The 15400-nt window shown below is 60.6% G+C and carries 15 protein-coding genes; 3 read left to right on the plus strand and 12 right to left on the minus strand.

Annotated features, from left to right (window positions below; translation table 11 throughout):
• Nucleotides 1-75 precede the first annotated feature (75 nt).
• The 6 genes from PMI28_RS02915 to potE all read right to left on the minus strand — a co-directional run bounded on the left by PMI28_RS02915 (nt 76) and on the right by potE (nt 7202).
• On the minus strand, nt 76-1689 hold the full coding sequence (locus tag PMI28_RS02915; protein WP_007991814.1) for an arylsulfatase: 1614 nt from the start codon (nt 1687-1689) through the stop codon (nt 76-78).
• Nucleotides 1690-1904: 215 nt separating this feature from the next.
• On the minus strand, nt 1905-2183 hold the full coding sequence (locus tag PMI28_RS02910; protein WP_007991815.1) for a DUF3303 domain-containing protein: 279 nt from the start codon (nt 2181-2183) through the stop codon (nt 1905-1907).
• A gap of 203 nt (nt 2184-2386) precedes the next feature.
• The gene (locus tag PMI28_RS02905; RefSeq protein ID WP_007991816.1) at nt 2387-2926 is read right to left on the minus strand and encodes an HD domain-containing protein; all 540 of its coding nucleotides are present in this window, start codon (nt 2924-2926) and stop codon (nt 2387-2389) included.
• Nucleotides 2926-3327, minus strand: a complete 402-nt coding sequence (locus PMI28_RS02900; protein ID WP_007991817.1) for a hypothetical protein — start codon at nt 3325-3327, stop codon at nt 2926-2928. The genes PMI28_RS02905 and PMI28_RS02900 overlap by 1 nt, the downstream gene beginning before the upstream one ends.
• A gap of 183 nt (nt 3328-3510) precedes the next feature.
• Nucleotides 3511-5796: an Orn/Lys/Arg decarboxylase N-terminal domain-containing protein gene (locus PMI28_RS02895; protein WP_007991818.1), complete on the minus strand. Its 2286-nt coding sequence runs from the start codon at nt 5794-5796 to the stop codon at nt 3511-3513.
• Complete coding sequence (gene potE, locus PMI28_RS02890; RefSeq protein ID WP_007991819.1) at nt 5793-7202, minus strand: putrescine-ornithine antiporter; 1410 nt, start codon at nt 7200-7202, stop codon at nt 5793-5795. Before potE ends, PMI28_RS02895 begins: the two co-directional genes overlap by 4 nt.
• Before the next feature lie 182 nt (nt 7203-7384).
• On the opposite strand from potE, the gene PMI28_RS02885 reads away from it, so the two are divergent.
• Together PMI28_RS02885 and PMI28_RS02880 are read left to right on the plus strand one after the other, a co-directional pair.
• Nucleotides 7385-7714, plus strand: coding sequence for a hypothetical protein (locus PMI28_RS02885; protein WP_007991820.1), 330 nt, complete (start codon nt 7385-7387; stop codon nt 7712-7714).
• Nucleotides 7715-7838: 124 nt separating this feature from the next.
• A complete protein-coding gene (locus PMI28_RS02880; protein WP_007991821.1) occupies nt 7839-8255 on the plus strand; it encodes an organic hydroperoxide resistance protein in 417 nt (138 codons plus the stop codon).
• A gap of 229 nt (nt 8256-8484) precedes the next feature.
• Here the strand turns inward: PMI28_RS02880 and PMI28_RS02875 are convergent, their stop codons facing one another.
• From PMI28_RS02875 to PMI28_RS30620, 6 genes are all read right to left on the minus strand, one after another.
• Entirely contained in the window at nt 8485-8994 is a 510-nt protein-coding gene (locus PMI28_RS02875; protein ID WP_007991822.1) for a copper chaperone PCu(A)C, read from the minus strand.
• A gap of 1 nt (nt 8995) precedes the next feature.
• Nucleotides 8996-9601, minus strand: coding sequence for an SCO family protein (locus PMI28_RS02870; protein WP_007991823.1), 606 nt, complete (start codon nt 9599-9601; stop codon nt 8996-8998).
• A 308-nt stretch (nt 9602-9909) separates the two neighbouring features.
• Nucleotides 9910-10797, minus strand: a complete 888-nt coding sequence (locus PMI28_RS02865; RefSeq protein WP_007991824.1) for a ChaN family lipoprotein — start codon at nt 10795-10797, stop codon at nt 9910-9912.
• A 54-nt stretch (nt 10798-10851) separates the two neighbouring features.
• On the minus strand, nt 10852-11619 hold the full coding sequence (locus PMI28_RS02860) for a heme ABC transporter ATP-binding protein (protein WP_007991825.1): 768 nt from the start codon (nt 11617-11619) through the stop codon (nt 10852-10854).
• Nucleotides 11619-12602, minus strand: a complete 984-nt coding sequence (locus PMI28_RS02855; RefSeq protein WP_162130422.1) for a FecCD family ABC transporter permease — start codon at nt 12600-12602, stop codon at nt 11619-11621. The genes PMI28_RS02860 and PMI28_RS02855 overlap by 1 nt, the downstream gene beginning before the upstream one ends.
• A 151-nt stretch (nt 12603-12753) precedes the next feature.
• Nucleotides 12754-12930 carry a hypothetical protein gene (locus PMI28_RS30620; RefSeq protein WP_007991827.1) on the minus strand — a complete coding sequence of 59 codons (177 nt, stop codon included), beginning with the start codon at nt 12928-12930 and terminating at the stop codon, nt 12754-12756.
• A gap of 97 nt (nt 12931-13027) precedes the next feature.
• Between PMI28_RS30620 and metE the strand changes: the two genes are divergently transcribed.
• A complete protein-coding gene (gene metE / locus PMI28_RS02850; protein WP_007991829.1) occupies nt 13028-15316 on the plus strand; it encodes a 5-methyltetrahydropteroyltriglutamate--homocysteine S-methyltransferase in 2289 nt (762 codons plus the stop codon).
• The last annotated feature ends 84 nt before the right edge of the window (nt 15317-15400 follow it).

Below are 15400 nucleotides of genomic sequence, written 5' to 3' on the forward strand. Positions count from 1 at the left end.
GCGCATGTAACAACCTCGGCAAATGTCCATTTCGAATGTGGGGGGCCTGTGCCGGCCACCCACGGTTTCGGCTGTTTACTTGGCCATGGCCGCCCGGGCCGCTTCGATCTTGGCCTTGACCGCTTCAAGATTGAAGCTCGCACCTTTCTGCATTGGCGGAAACTCCACGGCTGATTCGGCCAGTTTGACCACTTGTTGTTGCACAAACACATAACGCCAGAACTGGAATTTGAACCACTCGAAATACTCCAGCGAACCATTGGCCGCCATGTTCTCCGGCCATCCAGCGCGTTCGAACGGATCGAGGCGCAGGTTAGTCAGGATCGGCATGTCCAGCGTGACCTTGGCCCCCAGCCAGCCTCCGGGCTGATCGATGAAGCGGTACTTGAAGTCATCGATGCGGATTGCACCCAGGGCACTCTCTCCAAAGTAGAAGATTTCATGCCGGTTTGATGGACCTTTTCCGGTGATCATTGGAGTTTGATCATAGCCGTCCAGGTGAACTTTGTAGGTGGTGTCGCCCAATTGTTTGCCTTTGAGCAGCTCTGCCTTGATGTTCGGGTTGCCCGCCGCCGCGACCAGGGTCGGGAACCAGTCCATGCCGGACATGATGCCGTTGGCGACCTGGTTGGCCGGTACTTTGCCCGGCCAGCGAATGATCGCCGGCGCCCGGAAACCGCCTTCCATGACCGTGCCTTTGCCCATGGCGAACGGCGTCGTGCCGCCATCGGGCCAAGTGAAGTTTTCCGCGCCGTTGTCGGTGGTGAAAATCACGATGGTGTTGTCGTCCATGCCGTCTTTTTTCAGCTTCGCCAGGACATCGCCGACGATGTCATCGAGCTGCGCCATGCCGGCTTCCTGTTCCGACCAGCCATTCTCCGAGTTGCGCATGGCCTGGTACTTGTCGGACAGGTGCGTGACGATGTGCATGCGGGTCGGGTTGAGCCAGACGAAGAACGGCTTGTTGTCCTGTTTGGCCTTGTCGATGAACGAAAAGGCCTTGTCGCGAATCTCGTCGTCGACGGTTTTCATCCGGTCCGGATAGAGCGTGCCGGCATCTTCGATTTTCTGCTTGCCGACCTTGCCCCAGCGCGGCATCACGGTGGCGTCATCGGTGGTGGTGGCCCAGCTGTGGACCATGTTGCGTGGGCCGACGCTTTCCAGCAGTTCCTTCGGATAATTGGGGTGCGCCGGGTCTTCCATGGCGTCGAGGTGATAGAGGTAGCCGAAGAATTCGTCGAAACCGTGGACGGTGGGCAGGAACTGATTCAGGTCGCCCAAGTGGTTCTTGCCGAACTGGCCGGTGGCATACCCCATGGCCTTGAGGGCAGTCGCGATGGTGACGGCTTCGGCAGGTATACCCACGGGCGAGCCGGCCTGGCCGACGGTGGTCATGCCAGTACGAATCGGCAGTTCGCCGGTGATGAAGTTGGCGCGCCCGGCGGTGCAACTGGCTTCGGCGTAGTAGTCGGTAAAACGCATGCCTTCATTCGCGAGTTGGTCGAGATTGGGCGTTCTGCCGGCCATCATGCCCTGGTTGTAGACGCCGATATTCGACCAGCCGATATCGTCGCCCATGATCACCAGGATGTTGGGGGCTTTGTCGGCGGCCAGGGTCAGGCCAGGAAATGCCATTGCATGTAGTAACAGGGGGATGGCGAAGATCGAGGATAAGGTTGTCCGGTTCATGTCGAGCTCCTGCGTACTTGCGTTAGTACATAGAGACGCGCCCCCAGCCGCCGTTGAAATTCGTAACCCCCGCGAAGAGCGTAGGTTTGAATTGCGAAATATCCAGTATTGAATAGTCAGAAAGTCAGCGATTCAGGCACTTGCACCGAAATGGCGTACCGGTAAATGCGCCGGTCGAATCGGGCGGCGAGCGATACTCGCCGCCCCCATCGTCATTACCGGGTAGCAGTGGCGGCCAGCAATGGTGCAATTTGCTCATCGGTCAATGCGGCGTGCACGTCCATGCTCATCAGGTCGTTCCATTCCAGCACCCACTTTTGAATCGGCACCAAATCATTCGCCTCGGCAATGCCGAAGCCGGCCGAACTCCCTACGGCATGCCAGCGTCCGTGCATGGTGACGCCTGCGGGCGGCGCGCCACCGGTCTTGAGAAAACGTGCGATTGCGGCATCACGGTTGTCAGGGCTGATTGTCCAACTGACGATGAATAACATCGGCCACCTCCTGTTGCGCACTGGCACCTGTTGTCTGCGCGTACCTGGCTGGCGCCGGGGCCCTGGCCACGCTTGGGTTTCCAGCTCCTTCCTGGCTGGCTTGCGGCAAAATCTCCCAAGGAAGGCATAGCAGTGCCCCGCGATTCATGTACGACCGCTGATCCTGTTCCGGTGCATTTTCTAGGGGGTAACAGGCGCCTGTTTCACCAGCGAAACATGGGCAGCGGCCGCAGCGGCGAGCGGATGAATTGCTTTGCCGAAAGCTTCATCAGCATCGAGTGAAAACCATGGTCGGGAAAGGCCGACTGTACGGTTTTGATGAAGGGGCGGGGCAAGCCGAAACGGACCAGGCCCAGGGACACATCCACCAGATCGGCCTGGCGGAAGGGTTCGACGCTGTTGGCGTAGGCGCCGCGATAGCGGCGCAGCTTGTGATGTTCAAGTATCAACGCGCTGACTTCATCCTTCAGTTCCGGTCGTTGCTGGTTGTCCAGGTACTCAGTGGCCAGGGCAATGGACGGGGGCAGGTAGTCAAGGGTGTCATCGGTCCAGATGCCCAGGTCATGAAACGCCGCCGCGATTTGCACGGCCTCAGAGGGCAGGCCTTCGGCACTGTTGAGGGCGGTATGGAAATTCAGTACCCGATAAATGTGATTGCGGTAGCCCTGCAGATCGGCACCGATGGCCAGTGCGAACGAGGTGAGAATCTTGTCGGTGAGGGGGAAATCGAGAATGGGCTTCATCAGGCGTCACGCAACAGGTCGTTGGCATTGAGCAGCGCGTAGGCAATCTCCGGTTGCTTTTCCATGGCCCGGCGAATGGCGGCTGGGATGTTGGCGCGGGTCTTGCGGCACAGCCCCGGCAGTTCACCGATCTGGATGCCGATGCCGCGCATGGTGCGCACCTCATTGAAACCGGGAGCGATGTCCACGCGAATGCCCAACTGCTCGAACATGCGCCGTTGCACATGCTCCAGGTCGCTCAGGCTCTGCAGGTTTTCCAGGCGTTCGATCAGGCGTTTTTCTTCGTTGCGGGTCAGAAACAGAATGCGCAGGTCCGCCCCCGGTGTTTCCAGCAACGGGTCACGCCCGCAGTCGCAGGCACCGGGCGGGCAGGGTTGGCGAATCGGAGCGGTGGTGGTCATGGGGATCAATCATAGAGCGCTGTGATTGAGTTTGCCCATAGGGATTTTGGCGTGAAGGCGATCTAAATATGTGGGAGCGGGCTTGCTCGCGAAGGCGTAGTGTCATTCGACAATTGCGTCGACTGACACTACGCCTTCGCGAGCAAGCCCGCTCCCACAGGGGGGGCGGTGAGCCTGCTTGACTTATTTCAAGACCAGCATCCGATAAACGCCGTCCTCGACTTCGATCCCGTGGGTGTCATGGGTGAAGCCGGGGAAGGATTTGTCGAAGGCTTCCAGCGCCTTGAGATACGCCAGCAACGGACCGTCCGACGGACCCGCGTTCTCACCTGGCATGAGCAACGGGATGCCTGGTGGATACGGCACGATACCGGTGGCGGCGAGACGCCCGGCGGCTTGCTCGAGGGTGACCAGTTCGATGTCGTTGCGCACCAGTTTTTCGTAGGCCTCCACCGGGCTGAACTCGGCTTTTGGCAGGGTGCCGAAGGCCATGGACATGTTGGCGGTGGTTTTGTGTTTCTTCATGGCGGCGAAGATTTCGTTGGCCAGGTCCTTGAGGCCCATGCCGGCATAGCGTTGCTGGTTGGCGTTGTACAGGTCGGGCAGGCACAGCTCGAGCTCGGCGTTGTCGTCGTAGTCGCGCTTGAAGTCGAGCAGCGCGTTGAGCAACGTGCCCCATTTGCCTTTGGTGATGCCGATCGAGAACAGGAACAGGATGGTGAAGTCGGTGGTTTTCTCGACCACGATACCCTGACGGCCCAGGTACGCCGTGATCACGCAGGCCGGGATACCGGAGGCGAGCAGGTTGCCGTCGTCGCCCATGCCCGGGCTGAGTACCGAGACCTTGATCGGGTCGAGCATGCAGTAGCCATCTTCGATGTCGCCGAAGCCGTGCCATACCGCGTTCGGGTGCAGGACCCAGCAGTTCGGGTCGGTTTTAAGCGTAACCGGATCGACCTCATGGAACGGCACGGTCGCGGCGCCAACCTGTACGGTCGGCGGCTGCCAGCAGGTGAAGAACCAGTCGTCCTTGCTCAGCATCTCGTTGTGCATGCGCGAGAGAACCTGGCGGAAGCTGATCGCTTCTTCAATCGACTCGCTGGTGAGGATCTGTCCGCTCGGCGCTTCCATCATTGCCGAGCTGACGTCGCAGGACGCCATGATCGCGTAGTTCGGCGAGGTCGAGGCGTGCATCATGTACGACTCGTTGAAGCGTGCATGTTCGATCGGGTTACGGCCGTCGCGCACGTGGATCATCGAGGCCTGGGACAGGGCGGCCAGCAACTTGTGGGTCGACTGGGTGGCGAACACGGTCGGCTTGGACTTGTCGTGATCGGCCGGGTTGCCGTGCATGGCATGGCGTCCGCTGTACAGCGGGTTGAAGCGCGCATAACCGTACCAGGCTTCGTCGAAGTGCAGGCGATCGACGCTTTCGCCCAGCAGCTCTTCGACGCGGGTGACGTTGTAGGTCAGGCCGTCGTAGGTCGAGTTGGTGACAATCGCGTGCACCGGTGTCGGGTCGATGCCTTGCTTGACCAGCGGGTTGCTGGCGATGGCGGCTTTCACGCCTTCGGCGCTCAGCGTCTGCGGCAGGATCGGGCCGATGATGCCGTAGCGGTTACGGGTCGGCACCAGGTAGGTCGGAATCGCCCCGGACAGGGTCATCGCATGCTCGGCGGACTTGTGGCAATTGCGGTCGCACAGGGCGATCTGGTTGCGCGTGACGCTGGCCATGAGGATGACGCGGTTGGACATCGACGAACCGTTGGTCACGTAGTAAGTGCGGTGGGCGCCGAAAACCTTGGCAGCATAGCGTTCGCCCTGGCCGATCGGACCGCTGTGATCGAGCAGGGAGCCCAGTTCGCCGACCGAGATCGACAGGTCGGAACGCAACAGGTTCTCGCCGAAGAACTCGTAGAAGGCACGCCCGGCAGTGCTCTTGAGAAAAGCGGTGCCGCCGGCATGGCCCGGGGTGTGCCAGGAGTATTCATAGGTGCGGGCAAATTTCACCAACGCGCCGAACATCGGCGGCAGGGCCGCCTGACGATAGCGTTCGATGGCGGCCAGGATGCGCCCGCTGAGGAAACCGGTGGTGTCTTCGGGCAGCCAGATGAAGTCGTCGGCGTGTTGCATGACCAGCAATGGAATGCTCGACGCGGTGGTACGGTCACTGATCAGGAACACCGGCACGCGGGTGTTGCGCTCGCGCAGTTTGACCAGCAGTTTGATGCAGTCGGCGTGGCCTTCGCTGGTGTCCATTTCCCAGCGGATGAGCACGCACTGAACGGCAGGGTCCGAACGCAGGATCGATGCGGCATCGGTGAGGCTTTCCGAGGCCAGAACACTGACGCCACGTCCCTCTACATCGTGGACCAGATGATCCAGGGCGCGGCCAAACACCGTTCGTTTGTCCGGTGGACTGCTGACCAGCAGCGCCAGCATACCCAGCGAGTGTTTATAGTCCGTCATGCTTGAACCTCCAGAGTGGCTGTATTCAGATTATTCACCGGCACTGGTTCGGCAGTGAGGTGCTGCGCGCTGACGGTTTGCGTCGGTACGCTGTTGTTGAGTGCTTCGAGGCGGATCAGGCGGTTGTTGACGAACCCGAACAGGGTGTAACCAACGATCGTGGCCACGCCGCCCAGCATCAGGGCCTGCTCACCGGAGCTGTACAGCGCCAGGTAGCTGTAGGCCGCCGCGATCAGGGCAATGACGTTGGTCACCAGTGCCTTGCCTTCCGGTACGTTGGAGACTTTCTGCATGGTCATCAGCGCGGCCATGGACAGGATGTAAGGCACCAGGTTGGTGACCACCGCGAGGTTGACCAGGGTATCGAACTGCTTGCTCAAGTCGGGGCTGATGGTGAGCAGGGCCAGTGCGGTCTGTGCGGCGAGCAGTACCAGCATGCCGACAATCGGCGTTCCCGCCTTGTTGGCCTTGGCGAAGATCGACAGGAAGTAACCCGTGTCGGCCGAGCTTTTGTACACCTGGGCGATGGTGAACTGCCAACCCAGCAACGAACCGATGCAGGCGAGCACCATGGCCGCCATCACGATGTCACCGACCATCGGGGTGAACATCTTGGCGAACACCAGGCCGAACGGCGCGGTGGACGCGACCAGTTCTTCGTTGCCGACGATACCGAAGATGACGTTGGTGGAGACGATGTAGATCACCGCCGCACCCAAGGTGCCGCCCAGCACGGCAATCGGTACGTTGCGCTCAGGGTTTTCCACCGCGTCGGTGTTGGCGCAAGCCGATTCCAGACCGAGGAAGGCCCACAGGGTGATAGCCACCGAGGCACCGGCCGCTTCGAACCAGCCCTTGTCGTGGGGGTTCCAGCCGGCGGCGTAAACGCTGCTGTCAAACCAGAACCAGCCGACAGTGGATACCAGCACCACTGGCGCAATCACACCCCAGACCGTCACCGCACCGATACGGCCGGTAATGCGCGCGCCGCCAAAGTTGGCGAAGGTGGTGATCCACAGCAGAGCAATAGTCGCCAGACCTACTTGCAGCGAATCGAGTTTTATCCCGAACAACACCTGGATATAGCCGACCGCGGTAATACTGATCGCCACGTTGGCAATCAGCAGCGACAGACCGTAGGTGTAGTTGGTGATGTAGTTACCCGCTTTACCGAACGTGTATTCGGCATAACCGCCCATGCCGCCGGTCTTGCGGCTGAGCATCCCGCATCGCGCAAAGGCGTAGGCCAGAGCGAGTGAGCCGGTGGCCGTCACCAACCAGGAAAGGATCGAAATTGCACCGACTTCCGCCAGTTTTGTTGGTAGTAGCACAATACCTGACCCCAACATGTTGACGGCGGTCAACATTGTCAGTTGCCCCACACTCATTTTCTTTGCGACTGACATTCCGTTGCCTCACTTAGTTGGCGATTGAGAGTCTTAGCTATAGCAAAGGATTGAAAACTCGCAAGAAATGGCGTTATCCATTTCTTTTTTGCATTAATTTGCAGAAAAGGCACGATGCTGGCCCCCAAGTTTAAAAATCCTCAGCAAAATTAGTTCATTTTCAGCCAGTTAAATAGGTCAAGATGCGCAAGACATGGATCGCATTAATTCCGCTAGTTGTTGCGGGTATAGCCCATTCGGCTCAAGCAAAAGAACTGGCCAGCAATGATCAGTACATGTGCAGTTGGGGGGCGGGTACCGCTGCAAGGGCGCAGGAACTCAAGCTTTCGGGCGTTTCTCTGTATGCCGCCCGCCAAAAAATCCAGGTCTACAAGTTCGCCAAATCCTGGATGCGCATGATGGCACTTGGTATTACAGAACAAACTTATGACAGTCCGTCGCGATTGAAACCGACCGCTGTACGGCAGAGCTTTTATGAGGACTGTGTCAGGTACAAGTTGGCGCGCAAGTAAAGAGAAAGCGGACGTCTGTCGGCTCGACCACGGTATTGGCCTTTGACGTCTATATTGATTGACCATCCCCGCGACCGGATGGGGTGTTAAAACCGGTTTCTTACAACTCAATCAGGAGGTCACCATGAACCAGATCGATAAAGTGTTGTACACCGCCAAAACCCACACCACGGGCGGGCGAGACGGCGCCTCCCGCAGCTCCGACGGGATCCTCGATGTGAAGCTGTCGTCGCCAGGTGCGGGCGGTGGCGGTACTAACCCCGAGCAACTGTTCTCTGCCGGTTGGTCAGCCTGTTTCATCGGCGCCATGCAAGTGGCGGCCAGGGAAATGAAAGTGGCGTTGCCCAAGGATGTGGCCGTTGACGCCGAAGTTGACCTGGGCACCAATGAAGGCGGCTACCTGTTGCAGGCGCGGCTCAATGTCAGCCTGCCAGGACTGGATCGTGAAACCGCGCAAAAAATCGTCGACACCGGGCACCAGTACTGCCCGTACTCGAAAGCCACGCGCAACAACATCAATGTCGTGCTCAAGCTGGTTTGAGTTGATGTGAAAAGGTCTTGGCGAGTGACATGGGTTGTCGCCAAGACCTGACAGGCTCGCCCCACAGGTATTGTGGCCGACCGCGGGACCCGCATTCACTGAAGATCAAAACTGTGGGAGCGAGCTTGCTCGCGATGGCGGAGTGTCAGGCGACATCGATGTCGAATGTGCCGGCCTCATCGCGAGCAAGCTCGCTCCCACAGGTTCTGTGTTTTAACTGACGGGGAAATCAATTCATCTTGCTGTGATCATGCATCATCGCGCTGTGATCCATGGTGCCAATCGCCTTGGCAACGGCTTCAACCTGAATCGACTCTTTCTCACCCTTGGCGTCTTCCACGGTCAGGGTCAGCGGCACCTTGTCGCCTTCCTTGATCTGGCCCGTCAGGTTCATGAGCATGATGTGGTAGCCATTGGGATCCAGGCTCACCGCTTTTCCGGCCGGCAGTGCCACGGCGTCCACCTGCTGCATTTTCATCACATCGTCTTTCATGCTCATTGCATGAATCTGCACCAGCCCTGCCACTGGTGTTTGCACGCTCAACAGTTTGCTGTCGCTGCTCGCGGTGACGGTCATGAAGGCGCCGCTCGACGGCTGGCCGGCCACGGTGGCGCGGACCCAGGCGTCGTCGACCCGGGTTTGTGCCGATACCTGAAAGGCCAGGCCGATCAGGGACAAGCCCAGCGCCAGTTGCTTGCAATGTTGTGCGAAACGCGTTTTAGCCTGCGGGGCATTCATTTCAGCAAATCTCCATCACGGTGAGCAGGTCTTCTGCGCACTCTTGGGCTGTCAGGGACGCGGACAGTCCCAGGCGCAGAGTGCCCCGGGAGTCGAAGACATAACTGGTCGCGGTATGGGAGAGGGTATAGGTATCGCCGCTCGGGACTTTTTCAAAGAACACGCCGAACTCCTTGGCGGTGGCGGCGGTTTCTTCCAGCGTGCCGTACAGCGCTTCGAAACTCGGGTCGAATGCCTTGACGTACTTGTCGAGCATCTCGGGTGTGTCGCGCTCAGGGTCCAGGGTGATGAAGACCACTTGCAGCCTTTCGCCATCGCGACCCATCAGCTTCTTGGCCTGTGCGGCACGCGCCAGGGTGGTCGGGCACACGGCCGGGCACTGGGTGAAACCGAAGAACACCATCGGCATCAGGCCGCGATAGCTGCCCAGCATCCTGGTTTCGCCCTGAGCGTCCTTGAGCTTGAAGTTGCGCCCCATGATCTTGTCGCTGAGGTCTTTGCCGTACTTGAACGACAGCTTGCTGCTGTCATCGCAACCGGCGAGCAGGCCAAGACTCAACAGGCCCATGCCTTGCAGGACCGTTCGGCGGGTGTACAAAGTACTCATTGAAAAAGCATCCTGTTGAACAGGCTGAAACTGACAGCGTGGTGACTGTACAGACGAAAAAACCGGGTGGATGTTAACAAACTGTGTCGGTGTTGGAGGGGGGGATACGACCATTGGACCGGAGGTAAGGCGTGACATAGTGTCGCGCCGTCAGGGCCAGAGTGCTCTTGTGGCGAGGGAGCTTGCTCCCGCTGGGTTGCGAAGCGACCCTCCCTTACCCCTTAAGAGCAGGGGACTGCTGCGCAGTCCAGCGGGAGCAAGCTCCCTCGCCACAGGCAAGCTCCCTCGCCACAATGTTTCGCTTAAGCTTAACGACGCAGCTGCGCGCAAAAATCCTGTTCCGGCTGCGCGGCCGTGTACCACACGTAATCCGCGCTGTCGGCGGTCACGGTCTTGTCCACTTCGGCCAGGATCAGCACAGCATTCCCTTCACCCGCACCCAGGTCCTTCAGGTGCAGTGGCACGCCCAGATCCTTGCGCACGTGAAAGGCACCGGCCAGCAACAATGCAGGCGTCGGCGCGGCCATCAGGCGTTCCGCCATGTGCCGGTCGCGTTGCTGCTGTACCGCGAGCATTGCCGGCATCTGCGCTTCGGGCAGCAGGCCGCAATGGGACTCGCGAATGTCCTCCAGCAAGGTCGCCTGCACCTGTTCGGTGGTGGACGCTTCGCCTTTCAAAACCGGGCGCTGTTGGTAGATTTGCAGGATCTGCGCACGGTCCAGGTTCGCCGCCAGCAGCGGATACGGTTGACGCAAGGCGTAGGTGACGAGGGCACCATAGACGCTCCAGTCCCAATTGGCCTGCCAGGCCAGCGCCTTGAGCGCATCCGCCGGTGGCTGGCCAGCGCGGGTCGCGGCTTGCGCGGCATCGACTTTGGCCTGTTGATCGGGATTGAGCATTTCCATCAGCAGGCTGCCTTGGGAGCGTTGTGCCGCCAGTTCGCGCAGCAGCCACAATTGCACGGCATGGTGATCCGGGTTGTCGTGCTGTTCACCGACCAACACACGCGGCGCAACGGCCAGGCGTTCGACCAGTTCTTGCGGCGTTAACGTGCGCCCGGTAGCGAGTTCACGGATAACCCCTAGGTCAGTGTGATCGCGGCCTTGCGGGGCGATTGGCGCTGGGGGCGGCGTGACGTGATGGGTGGTTTGGCAGGCGGCCAACAGACTGAATGCACAGAGCAACAGAAAGCGCATTGGGTTTCCCTGTAAGGCAGTAGTCCCCTCGATCATTGAAAGAGGGGAGCGGTATCAGCGCGCGATGATCAACGGGTGGCCGCGTTCCGGGTGCTGGTGAATCAGCACTTCCAGCCCGTACACCGCCGCCATTGCCTCGGCGGTCAGCACCTCTGCCGGCGGGCCGTAGGCGTGGGGCAGGCCTTGTTGCAACAACAGTAGTTGATCGCAGTAACGTGCGGCGAGGTTGAGGTCGTGCAGGATCACCAGCACCGCCGTCCCACGCTCGGCGAAGTCGCGCACGGCTTGCAAAATGGTGTGCTGGTGCAGCGGATCGAGCATTGACGTTGGTTCATCGAGCAGCAGGGTTTGCCCTTCGGCACCCGGCCAGAGTTGAGCGAGTACCCGCGCCAGATGCACGCGCTGGCGTTCGCCACCGGACAGGGCCAGATAACTGCGTCCGGCCAGGTGCAGGGCGTCGGCGCAGCGCAGCGCCTCGATGACGATCTCGGCATCGCGCACCCGACCGCTGGCGTGAGGCAAGCGCCCCATGCCGACAACTTCATTGACGGAAAAGGCAAAGTTCAAGGACGAACTCTGCGGCAGCACGGCCAGGCGTTTGGCCCGCTCCTGTCCCGGCCAGTCGGCGAGTTGACGTTCGTCGAGGCTGACCGTGCCTTCGCGGGTCGCCAGGTCGCCGCACAAAGCAGCGAGCAGGGTACTTTTGCCGGCACCGTTCGGCCCCAGCACACCCAGCACCTCGCCCGGGCGCAACTCGATATCGATGTTCGCCAGTACCGTGCGGTTGCCACGGCGGACCAGCAAGTTGTTTGCCCGCAGCATCAGGAACGCCCTCGTACCAGCAGATAGAGAAAAAACGGAGCCCCGATCAGTGCCGTCACGATACCGATAGGCAATTCGGCCGGGGCCAATAGCAAGCGCGCCGCCAGATCCGCCAGCAACAGCAGGCTGGCACCGGCCAGTAACGATGCTGGCAGCAACACCCGGTGATCCGGGCCGACCAGCAGGCGCATCAGATGCGGCACCACCAGACCGATAAAACCGATCAGGCCGGCCGCCGCGACCGCCGTGCCGACGCCCAGAGCCGTGCACAATACGAGCTCAAGCTTTATTCGTTCGACGTCGAAGCCCAGGTGACGGGCCTCCGATTCACCCAGCAACATCGCATTGAGCGCCGCCGCCCGACGTGGCAACCACAACGCCACGCCCACGGTGACGATCAGCAACGGCCATAAACGTGGATAACCGGCACCGTTGAGGCTGCCCAGGTTCCAGAACGTCAGGGTGCGCAAGGCCGCGTCGTCGGCCAGGTAGGTGAACAGTCCGACCCCGGCACCGGCCATGGCCGTCATCGCCACGCCTGCCAGGAGCAGGGTGGCGACGTCGGTTTGCCCGTCGCGGCGACCGAAGCGATACACCACTGCCGTCACGATCAGGCCGCCGGCGAAGGCGCTGATCGACAGCAGGTAGGGTTCGATTGCAGGCGGTAAGCCGCCGAACAGACTGCCGCCGACGATGGCAATGGCGGCACCGAGTGCCGCTCCACCCGAGACGCCTACCAGACCCGGATCCGCCAAGGGGTTGCGGAACAACCCCTGCATCGCCACGCCGGACAAAGCCAATACCGAACCGACGGCGATACCGAGCAAGCTGCGCGGCAGGCGGATTTGACCGAGGATCAGCTCCGCCTGTTGCGTGTCGCCACCGTCAAGTGGCAACCCCAAAAGGCGCATCCCGGCCAGCAACGTATCGCCCAGTGGCAGGCTGAGCGGCCCGAGGGCCAGGGACAGCCAGAACACCAGCACCAGCAACAGCAGCAAAAAGATCAACGTCGGACGCGGCCGAAAAATGGCCGTCATGGGGTGATCCCGGCGGTCTGCGCGTTGATGTCTGGGTAGAACGCCGTGGCACAGGCCAGCAGTGTTTTGATACGCATCGGGACTATTCCTTAGCCGATCAGAGGGGGCGGGTATCGAAACTTTCGTAGCGAGTGATGATGCCATCGACGCCCGGCTTACGCACACGCCACGGTTCGGTCACGCCAGTGGTTTTTTCAGGTACGGGTTGAGCATCGGGGCGGGCGCGTTGAGCCAGGTGTCCATCCAGCGCCGGTTGCGCAGCATCTTCGATCATGAGAATAATTTGTGATCATCAATATTAAAATGAGTTTGTCTCACTCGTGGGCAACTGTCGACAATGGCTCCCATCAAACGCATTGGAGTTATTTGACATGGCTGTTGCCCATTCCCTTGGATTTCCGCGCATTGGCCGCGACCGCGAACTGAAAAAAGCCCAAGAGGCGTTCTGGAAGGGCGAGCTCGACGAAGCCGGTCTGCGCGCCGTTGGCCGTGACCTGCGCAAGACCCACTGGGACTTGCAGAAAAAGGCCGGCATCGAATTACTGCCGGTCGGCGACTTTGCCTGGTACGACCAGGTCCTGACCCACTCGTTGATGTTCGGTGTGATCCCTGAGCGTTTCCGCCCGCACGACGGCAAGGCCAGCCTGCAAACTCTGTTCGGCATGGCTCGCGGTGTGAGCGACAGTTGCTGCGGTGGCGCGCACGCCCAGGAAATGACCAAGTGGTTCGACACCAACTATCACTACCTCGTCCCTGAGTTCAGCGCCGATCAGCAGTTCCAGCTCGGCTGGGATCAACTGTTCGAAGAAGTCGAAGAAGCCCGCGCGTTGGGTCACAACGTCAAGCCCGTCATCATTGGCCCGCTGACGTACCTGTGGCTGGGCAAGGCCAAGGGTGCCGGATTCGACAAGCTGGAGCTGCTGGATCGCCTGCTGCCGCTGTACGGCCAGATCTTCCAGCGCCTCGCGGCACAGGGCGTTGAGTGGGTGCAAATCGACGAGCCGATCCTGGTGCTCGACCTGCCGCAAGAATGGAAAAACGCCTTTGAGCGTGCCTACAACCTGATTCAGCGCGATCCGCTGAAGAAGCTGGTCGCCACTTACTTCGGCGGTCTGGAAGAGAATCTGGGCCTGGCCGCCAATCTGCCGGTGGACGGCCTGCACATCGACCTGGTCCGCGCACCTGAGCAGTTCCCGACCATCCTCGATCGCCTGCCTGCCTACAAAGTGCTGTCGCTGGGTGTGGTCAACGGCCGTAACGTCTGGCGCTGCGACCTGGAAAATACCTTGGCCACCCTGCAACACGCTCACGAGCGTCTGGGTGATCGCTTGTGGGTCGCGCCATCCTGCTCGCTACTGCACAGCCCGGTCGACCTGGGGCGTGAAGACAAGCTCGATGCCGAACTGAAAAGCTGGCTGGCGTTTGCCGTGCAGAAGTGCGAGGAAGTGGCGGTGCTGGCCCAGGCGGTCAACGCGCCGGAAGCGCCGCAGGTGCTTGCAGCGCTGACTCAAAGCCGCGCCGTGCAGGCTAGCCGTGCTGCTTCGCCTCGCATTCACAAGCCAGCCGTGCAGGCGCGTGTTGCGGCGATCACCGCCCAGGACAGCCAGCGTCATTCGCTGTTTGCCCAGCGTATCGCCAAGCAACGCGCAGGCCTGAACCTGCCACTGTTCCCGACCACCACCATCGGTTCGTTCCCGCAAACCGCGTCGATTCGCCTGGCGCGCCAGTCGTTCAAACAAGGCAAGCTGACCGAAGCCGAATACACCGAAGCCATGCACAGCGAGATTCGTCACGCCGTGCAAATTCAGGAGCGTCTGGGCCTGGACGTGTTGGTGCACGGTGAAGCCGAACGTAACGACATGGTCGAATACTTCGCCGAGCAACTCGATGGTTATGTGTTCACCCGTTTCGGCTGGGTCCAAAGCTACGGTTCGCGTTGCGTGAAACCGGCGGTGATCTTCGGCGACCTGAGCCGCCCGAAAGCCATGACCGTGGAGTGGATCCGCTACGCCCAAGGCCTCACCGACAAAGTGATGAAGGGCATGCTGACCGGGCCCGTGACCATGCTGATGTGGTCGTTCCCCCGCGAAGACGTCAGCCGCGAAGTGCAGGCCCGTCAACTGGCCCTGGCGATTCGCGATGAGGTTGTGGACCTGGAAGCCGCCGGGATCAAGATCGTGCAGATCGACGAAGCTGCGTTCCGCGAAGGCTTGCCGTTGCGCCAGGCGCAGTGGCAGCACTATCTGGACTGGGCGACCGAAGTGTTCCGCCTGTGCGCGTCCGGTGTGCGTGACGAAACCCAGATCCACACCCACATGTGCTACAGCGAGTTCAACGACGTGATCGAGTCCATTGCCGCCATGGATGCCGACGTGATCACCATCGAAACCTCGCGCTCGGACATGGAGTTGTTGCACGCGTTCGAAGCCTTCGCCTACCCGAACGAAATCGGCCCTGGCGTGTACGACATCCACTCGCCACGCGTGCCGGACTCCTCGGAAATGGCCAACCTGCTGCGCAAAGCGGCCAAGCGCATCCCCGCCGACCGCCTGTGGGTCAACCCGGACTGCGGCCTGAAAACCCGCGGCTGGCCGGAAACCGAAGCGGCACTGGTGCACATGGTCAACGCTGCGCGTCAACTGCGTAAAGAATGGGCCTGACGCTTTACTGAGTGCACCACCGCTCCCACAATGATTTGGGTAGTTCGCAGATTTTGCGTTCAACCGCTGAACCTGTGGGAGCGG

This window comes from Pseudomonas sp. GM48 (genome assembly GCF_000282335.1).
Classification (GTDB): Bacteria; Pseudomonadota; Gammaproteobacteria; order Pseudomonadales; family Pseudomonadaceae; genus Aquipseudomonas.